A 7,753-nucleotide genomic window follows, 5' to 3' on the forward strand; every position below is an offset into this window, starting at 1 on the left:
AGCGAGCGCTGGGCCTCGGTCACCCGGCGCAGCTCCCGGGTACGGGCCTCCGCCATGAGCCGCCACACGGCGCGGGCCACGGCGCTGAACGGGGTCGGCCGGGGCACCTCCAGCAGCGGCAGCCCGTGCCGCTCGCACGCCGCGGCGAGCTCGGCGGGCACCTCGGCGTGCAGCGGCGCCACACCGAAGCCGAGCGCCGCGACCCGCGCCCGCACCAGCTCCCGTACGTACCCGTCGACGGCTTCGGCGGTGCCGCCCGCCGTCGCCTCTGCCTCCGCGTCCGCCGTCGCCGCCGCCGGCGCGAGCCAGGACCCCGCCGTCAGGAGGAGCTCGCCGCCCAGGAGATAGGGGGAAGGGTCCGCCATCTCCGAGGCGTGGACGCCGTGCACCTCGGCCTGCGCGGCCCCCGCCGGGCCGCCCGGCAGCAGGCTCAGCCCCAGCTCCCGCTCGGCCAGCAGGGCGCCGAGCGGCAGGGGCTCGCCCGGTCGGGGGTCGGGGCCGACCCGGGCAGGCGTAGCCATGGATACTCCGTACAGGTCGAGGCGGGGATGTGGATAAAACATACACTTCGCGCCGGCCCGGCCCCGGCTTACGCTCGAAGGACCGCACACCCGCCGGCCGCGAAGGCCAGAGAAGAGGCACCCCATGAGCACGCAGCCGCGCGGCCCCGTCGACTCCTCCCGCATCCCGCGGTACGCCGGTCCCGCCACCTTCGCCCGGCTGCCCCGCCTCGACGAGGTCGGCTCCGCCGACGTCGCCGTCGTCGGCGTGCCCTTCGACTCCGGCGTGTCCTACCGCCCCGGCGCCCGCTTCGGCGGCAACGCCATCCGCGAGGCCTCGCGCCTGCTGCGCCCGTACAACCCGGCCCAGGACGCCTCCCCCTTCGCCCTCGCGCAGGTCGCCGACGCCGGTGACATCGCCGTGAACCCCTTCAACATCAACGAGGCCGTCGAGACGGTCGAGGCCGCCGCCGACGAGCTGCTGTCCGCCGGCTCCCGCCTGATGACCCTCGGCGGCGACCACACCATCGCGCTGCCCCTGCTGCGCTCCGTCGCCAAGAAGCACGGCCCGGTCGCGCTCCTGCACTTCGACGCGCACCTCGACACCTGGGACACGTACTTCGGCGCCGAGTACACGCACGGCACGCCGTTCCGCCGCGCCGTCGAGGAGGGCATCCTCGACACCGAGGCCCTCTCCCACGTCGGCACCCGCGGCCCGCTGTACGGCAAGCAGGACCTCGACGACGACGCCAAGATGGGCTTCGGCATCGTGACCTCGGCCGATGTCTACCGCCGCGGCGCCGACGAGATCGCCGACCAGCTGCGCCAGCGCATCGGCGACCGCCCGCTGTACATCTCCATCGACATCGACGTGCTCGACCCGGCCCACGCGCCCGGCACCGGCACCCCCGAGGCGGGCGGCATGACCTCCCGCGAGCTGCTGGAGATCATCCGCGGACTGTCCTCCTGCAACCTGGTCTCCGCCGACGTGGTCGAGGTCGCCCCGGCGTACGATCACGCCGAGATCACCTCGGTCGCGGCGTCGCACACCGCGTACGAGCTGACCACGATCATGAGCCGCCAGATTGCCGCCGCCAAGGGTGCCCAGGGCAACTGACCAGGGCAACTGAGGGCCCAAGGCAAGCAGGGCGCGCCGAGCGAAGGGCACGTAGAGCGTGACGCACGACCACGACCTGGTACTCCGGCCCACCGAGGCCCAGATGCGGGCGGCCCTGGCGCCGCCGGCCGGCCGGACGGGCGGGGACCTGGTCGTGGAGACGCTGCGCGGCCTCGGTGCGACCACCGCCTTCGGCCTGCCGGGCCAGCACGCTCTCGCGCTCTTCGACGCGGTCGGCCGCTCCGACCTGCGCCTGGTCACCCTCCGGGTGGAGAACAACGCCGGCTTCGCGGCCGACGCGTACGGCCGGATCACCGGTGAGGCGGCGCCGCTGCTGCTGTCCACCGGCCCCGGCGCGCTGACCGCGCTGCCCGCCCTGGCGGAGGCGGCGGCCGCCTCCGCCCCGGTGCTGGCGATCTCCTCGCAGGTGCCGGCGGCGGGCCTCGGCGGCGGCCGGCGCGGCTACCTGCACGAGCTGCGCGACCAGGCGGCGTCCTTCCGCGACGTCGTCAAGTCCGTGCACACCGCTCGTACGCAGTCCCAGATCCCCTCGGTGATCGCCGAGGCCTGGGAGTCCGCGCTGACCGCCCCGCACGGGCCGGTCTGGGTGGAGATCCCGGAGGACGTGCTGGCCGCGCCGACGGTGATCCCGCAGGTCACGGGCGTGGACGCGACGCCGCACGAGCTCGCGCCGCGGCCGGAGCTCACCGCGCTGGCCGCACACTGGCTGCAGAACGCCGCCCGGCCCGTGATCATCGCCGGGGGCGGCGTGGTCCGCGCGGACGCGACGGCCAAGCTGAGGCAGCTGGCGGAGCGGATCGACGCCCCCGTGGTCACCACCTTCGGCGGCAAGGGCGCCTTCCCCTGGAACCACCCGCTGTCCCTCCAGTCCTGGCTGGAGGACCGGTACACGACCGACTTCCTCCAGGACGCGGACGTCCTCCTCGTCGTCGGCTCGGGCCTGGGCGAGCTGTCCTCGAACTACCACACCTTCCTGCCCGCCGGCCGGGTGATCCAGATCGAGGCCGACCTCGGCAAGCTGGAGTCCAACCACCCCGCCCTCGGGATCCACGCCGACGCCCGCCTCGCGCTCCAGGCCCTGCTGGAGACGGTGGGCGAGCGCCGGGACCCCGGCGCACCCGCCCGCGTGGCGGCGCTGCTCGCGGCCGTCCGGGACCGCCTGGCCGCCCAGGACCTCACCCTGGAGCAGTCCCTCCTGACATCGGTGCGCGCGGCCCTGCCGCCCCGCTCGCCGTCGTTCTGGGACATGACGATCCTGTCGTACTGGGCCTGGTCCGCCTTCGACGCCCGCCACCCCAACACCATGCACTCGGCCCAGGGCGCCGGCGGGCTCGGCTACGCCTTCCCGGCGGCCCTCGGCGCCTGCGTCGCCGAACCGGGCACCCCGGTCCTGGCCGTGTCGGGCGACGGCGGCGCCATGTACTCGATCGCCGAACTGGCCACCGCCGTCCAGCACGGCCTGGACGTCACCTGGCTGATCGTGGACGACGGCGGCTACGGCATCCTGCGCGAGTACATGACCGACTCCTTCGGCCGGGCCACCGCCACGGAGCTGGCCCGCCCGGACTTCACCGCCCTGGCCGCCTCGTTCGGCGTACCGGCCGTCACGACCTCGCCGGAAACCCTCGCCGAGGACCTGAAGAAGGCCCTCACCACCCCCGGCCCGTCGCTGGTCGTCCTCCCGGCGACCTTGAGGATGTTCGCCCCGACCCATCTGGGCTGAGCCCGCCGCCCCTCCGGCCCGGGCCCGCCGCCCGTCCGGCCCGAGCCCGCCGCGAGGCGGTGGCGCGCACTCGTTCGCAGGAGTGTGCCGGAGCCGCCGGATGCGGGTGTTCGACTGTTGCGGTGGGATGAAATCCGCAGGTCCCCGTGTTGGTGCCTTCCGGTAGGACAGGACGATGGGGGAGGTCACGTGGCGGCGGAGCGGAGCGGGACAGCGCCAGGATGGGCGCGCAGACTGGCCGGGTACACCTGGCGGTACAAGGCGAACGTGCTGCTCGCGCTCGGGTCCTCGCTGGGCGGCATGGCCGTGATGGCACTGGTCCCGCTGGTCACCAAGGTGATCATCGACGATGTGATCGGGGACCGGTCCAAGCCCATGGGGCCCTGGGCCGCGCTGCTGATCGGCGCCGCGGTCGCCGTCTACGTGCTGACCTACATACGCCGCTACTACGGCGGCCGCCTCGCCCTCGACGTGCAGCACGACCTGCGCACCGACATGTACGCGACCATCGCCCGGCTCGACGGGCGCAGGCAGGACGAGCTGTCCACCGGCCAGGTCGTCGGCCGGGCCACCAGCGACCTCCAGCTGATCCAGGGCCTGCTCTTCATGCTGCCGATGACCATCGGCAACTTCCTGCTCTTCGGCATATCCCTGGCGGTCATGCTGTGGCTCTCGCCGCTGCTCACCCTGATCGCCCTGCTGATGGCCCCGGCCCTGTGGTTCATCGCCAAGCGCAGCCGGGTCAGGCTCTTCCCCGCCACCTGGTACGCCCAGGGCCAGGCCGCCGCCGTGGCCGGCGTGGTCGACGGCGCCGTCACCGGCGTCCGGGTGGTCAAGGGCTTCGGGCAGGAGGAGCAGGAGACCGCCAAGCTCCGCGAGGCCGGCCGCCGGCTGTTCGCCGGGCGGCTGCGCACCATCCGCCTGAACTCCCGCTACACCCCCGCCCTCCAGGCGGTCCCCGCCTTCGCCCAGGTCGCCATGCTCGCCCTCGGCGGCTGGATGGCCGCCCGCGGCCAGGTCACCCTCGGCACCTTCGTCGCCTTCTCCACCTACCTCGCCCAGCTGGTCGGACCCGTCCGGATGCTCGCCATGGTGCTCACCGTCGGCCAGCAGGCCCGGGCCGGCGTCGAGCGGGTCGTCGAGCTCATCGACACCGAGCCCACCATCGAGGACGGCGCCACCGAGCTCCCCGCCGACGCCCCGGCGACCGTCGAGTTCGACAAGGTCTCCTTCGGCTACGACCCCGACAAGCCGGTGCTCGACGGCTTCTCCCTGAGCGTGCGGGAGGGCGAGACCGTCGCCGTGGTCGGCGCCTCCGGCAGCGGCAAGTCCACCCTCTCCCTGCTGCTGCCCCGGTTCTACGACGCCACCGGCGGCGCCGTCCGGATCGGCGGCCACGACGTCCGCGAGCTCACCTTCGACTCGCTGCGCGCCGCCATCGGGCTGGTCCCCGAGGACTCCTTCCTCTTCTCCGACACCATCCGCGCCAACATCGCGTACGGGAAGCCGGAGGCGACCGAGGAGGAGGTGCTCGCCGCCGCCCGTGCCGCCCAGGCCGACGGGTTCGTCCGGGCGCTGCCCGCCGGGTACGACACCAAGGTCGGCGAGCAGGGCCTGACCCTCTCCGGCGGGCAGCGCCAGCGCATCGCGCTGGCCCGCGCCATCCTCACCGACCCCCGGCTGCTCCTCCTCGACGACGCCACCTCCGCCGTGGACGCCCGCGTCGAGCACGAGATCCACGAGGCCCTGCGCTCCGTGATGGCCGGCCGTACCACCGTGCTGATCGCGCACCGCCGCTCCACCCTGGCCCTCGCCGACCGGATCGCCGTACTGGAGCACGGGCGGCTCGCCGACCTCGGCACCTACGAGGAGCTGGAGCAGCGGTCCGCGCTGTTCCGCAGGCTGCTCACCGACCCCGACGCGCTGGCCGCCGGCTCCCCCCGGCAGCCCGAGCCCGAGTCCCGCGCCGACGCCGCCGTCCTCGCCGACCTCGAACGCGACCTGGAGATCGAGGCCGAGATCGACTCCGAGCCGGTCAGCGCCAAGCGGCGGGCCGTGGACGGGATCACCCCCGAACTCTGGCGCCGGGAGGAGGAAGAGGAGGAGCAGGACCGGGCCCTCGCCCCGGCCGCCGGCAGCGGCGCGCCCGGCGCCGGGCACTCCATGGCCGGCGCGGTCGCCGGGATGCCGGCGACCCCCGAGCTGCTCGCCCAGGTGGCCGCGCTGCCGCCCGCCACCGACACCCCCCGGGTCGACGAGGAGCGGGCCGCCGCCCCCGAGGACAGCTACGGCCTGCGCCGCCTGCTGCGCGGCTTCTGGGCCCCGCTCGCGGTCAGCCTCGGCCTGGTCGCCGTGGATGCGGGAGCCGGCCTGCTGCTGCCGATCCTGATCCGGCACGGCATCGACGAGGGCGTCCAGCGGCTCGCCCTCGGCGCGGTGTGGGCCGCGTCCCTGCTCGCGCTGGGCGTCGTACTGGCCCAGTGGGCCGCGCAGATCGCCGAGACCCGGGTGACCGGCCGGACCGGCGAGCGGGTCCTCTACTCCCTGCGCGTCAAGATCTTCGCCCAGCTCCAGCGGCTCGGCCTGGACTACTACGAGCGCGAGCTCACCGGCAAGATCATGACGCGGATGACCACCGACGTGGACGCCCTGTCGACGTTCCTGCAGACCGGCCTGGTCACCGCCGTGGTCTCGGTGTTCACCTTCTTCGGGATCCTCGTCGCCCTCCTCGTCCTCGATGTCGGGCTCGCGCTGATCGTCTTCGCCACCCTGCCCCTGCTGGTCGTCGGGACGATCGTCTTCCGCCGCAAGTCCGTACGCGCGTACGAACTGGCCCGCGACCGGGTCAGCCTGGTCAACGCCGACCTCCAGGAGGCCGTCTCCGGGCTGCGGATCGTGCAGGCGTTCCGCCGGGAGCGGTCCGGGGCGCAGCGGTTCGCCGAGCGGAGCGACTCGTACCGCCAGGCCCGGGTGCGCGGCCAGTGGCTGATCTCGGTGTACTTCCCGTTCGTCCAGCTGCTGTCCTCCGCCGCCGCGGCCGCCGTGCTGATCGCCGGCGCGGGCCGGGTCGAGGCCGGCACCCTGACCACCGGCGCGCTGGTGGCGTACCTGCTCTACATAGACCTGTTCTTCGCCCCGGTCCAGCAGCTCTCCCAGGTCTTCGACGGCTACCAGCAGGCCACCGTCTCGCTGGGCCGGATCCAGGACCTGCTGCGCGAGCCCACCAGCACCCCGGCGGCCCGCGAGCCGCTGCCGGTCGGCGGGGGCGACGGCGGCGGGCTGCGCGGCGAGATCGCCTTCGAAGGGGTCCGCTTCCAGTACTCCACCGCCGAGGAGCGCGGGGAGCGGGGCAGCGAGGCGCTGGGCGGGATAGACCTGCGGATACCGGCCGGGCAGACGGTCGCCTTCGTCGGCGAGACCGGCGCCGGCAAGTCCACCCTGGTCAAGCTGGTGGCCCGGTTCTACGACCCGACCTCCGGCCGGGTCACCGCCGACGGCACCGACCTGCGCGACCTGGACCTGACGGCCTACCGGCAGCGGCTCGGGGTGGTCCCCCAGGAGCCGTACCTCTTCCCGGGGACGGTCCGCGACGCCATCGCCTACGGGCGCCCCGGGGCGAGTGACGCCGAGGTGGAGGCGGCGGCCCGCGCGGTCGGCGCGCACGACATGGTCGCCACCCTGGACGGCGGCTACCTGCACACCGTCGCCGAGCGCGGCCGGAACCTGTCCGCGGGCCAGCGCCAGCTGATCGCCCTGGCCCGCGCCGAACTCGTCGACCCCGACGTGCTGTTGCTCGACGAGGCCACCGCCGCGCTGGACCTGGCCACCGAGGCCCAGGTCAACCAGGCCACCGACCGGCTCGCGGGCAGGCGAACGACCCTGGTGGTGGCCCACCGGCTGACCACCGCCGCCCGCGCCGACCGGGTCGTGGTCATGGACCGCGGCCGGGTCGTGGAGGACGGCACCCACGCCGAACTCCTGGCCCGCGGCGGCCGGTACGCCGAGCTGTGGCGCACCTTCATCGGCGAGGACGAGCCCGCGGCGGCCTGACGCCGCCCCGCCCGGCCGCGGCCGTCCCGCCATCGGTCCAGGCCCCCGGAAGCTCCTTGCGCAACGCAACCTTCCGGGGAACCTGCGCGTCGTACGGACGTGCGCACGTCGTACGTATGGCAGTACGGGCGGCGTGCACGACCTAGGGGGAGACATGGGCGGGGCGTGGGGTGTCCGGGCGCGGGGCGGCCGGGCGGGAAGGATTCGGGCGGAAAGGGTCCTGGCGGGAAGGGTCCGGGCGGGAGCCGTCCGGGGGAGCCGGCGTAGCGGCGGCCCGGCCGTGGCGGAAGGCCGCCGCCGGGCCCTGGCCCTGGGGGGGTTCCCCGCCGGGCCCGCGGTGGG

At 74.6% G+C, this 7,753-nt stretch carries 4 protein-coding genes; 3 read left to right on the top strand and 1 reads right to left on the bottom strand.

The window, feature by feature from the left end; genetic code table 11:
• Positions 1–521, bottom strand: a 521-nt coding sequence (locus GPJ59_RS30645) for a PucR family transcriptional regulator ligand-binding domain-containing protein (RefSeq protein WP_219671178.1), incomplete at its 3' end; no start/stop codon positions are given.
• Between the two features lie 124 nt (positions 522–645).
• Between GPJ59_RS30645 and speB the strand changes: the two genes are divergently transcribed.
• From speB to GPJ59_RS30660, 3 genes are all read left to right on the top strand, one after another.
• Positions 646–1,617 (top strand): agmatinase, encoded by a 972-nt coding sequence (gene speB, locus GPJ59_RS30650; protein ID WP_219671179.1) that lies wholly within the window; start codon positions 646–648, stop codon positions 1,615–1,617.
• Positions 1,618–1,675: 58 nt separating this feature from the next.
• Entirely contained in the window at positions 1,676–3,361 is a 1,686-nt protein-coding gene (locus GPJ59_RS30655) for a thiamine pyrophosphate-binding protein (RefSeq protein WP_219671180.1), read from the top strand.
• A 189-nt stretch (positions 3,362–3,550) separates the two neighbouring features.
• Positions 3,551–7,411, top strand: coding sequence for an ABC transporter ATP-binding protein (locus tag GPJ59_RS30660; RefSeq protein WP_219671181.1), 3,861 nt, complete (start codon positions 3,551–3,553; stop codon positions 7,409–7,411).
• Positions 7,412–7,753: the final 342 nt, after the last annotated feature.

Origin of the sequence: Streptomyces bambusae (assembly GCF_019400985.1) — a bacterium.
GTDB classification, from domain to species: Bacteria; Actinomycetota; Actinomycetes; order Streptomycetales; family Streptomycetaceae; genus Streptomyces; species Streptomyces bambusae_A.

Bases quoted from the DNA above. Each gene is read 5' to 3' on its own strand.
- speB (WP_219671179.1), top strand. From the start codon at position 646: ATGAGCACGCAGCCGCGCGGCCCCGTCGACTCCTCCCGCATCCCGCGG.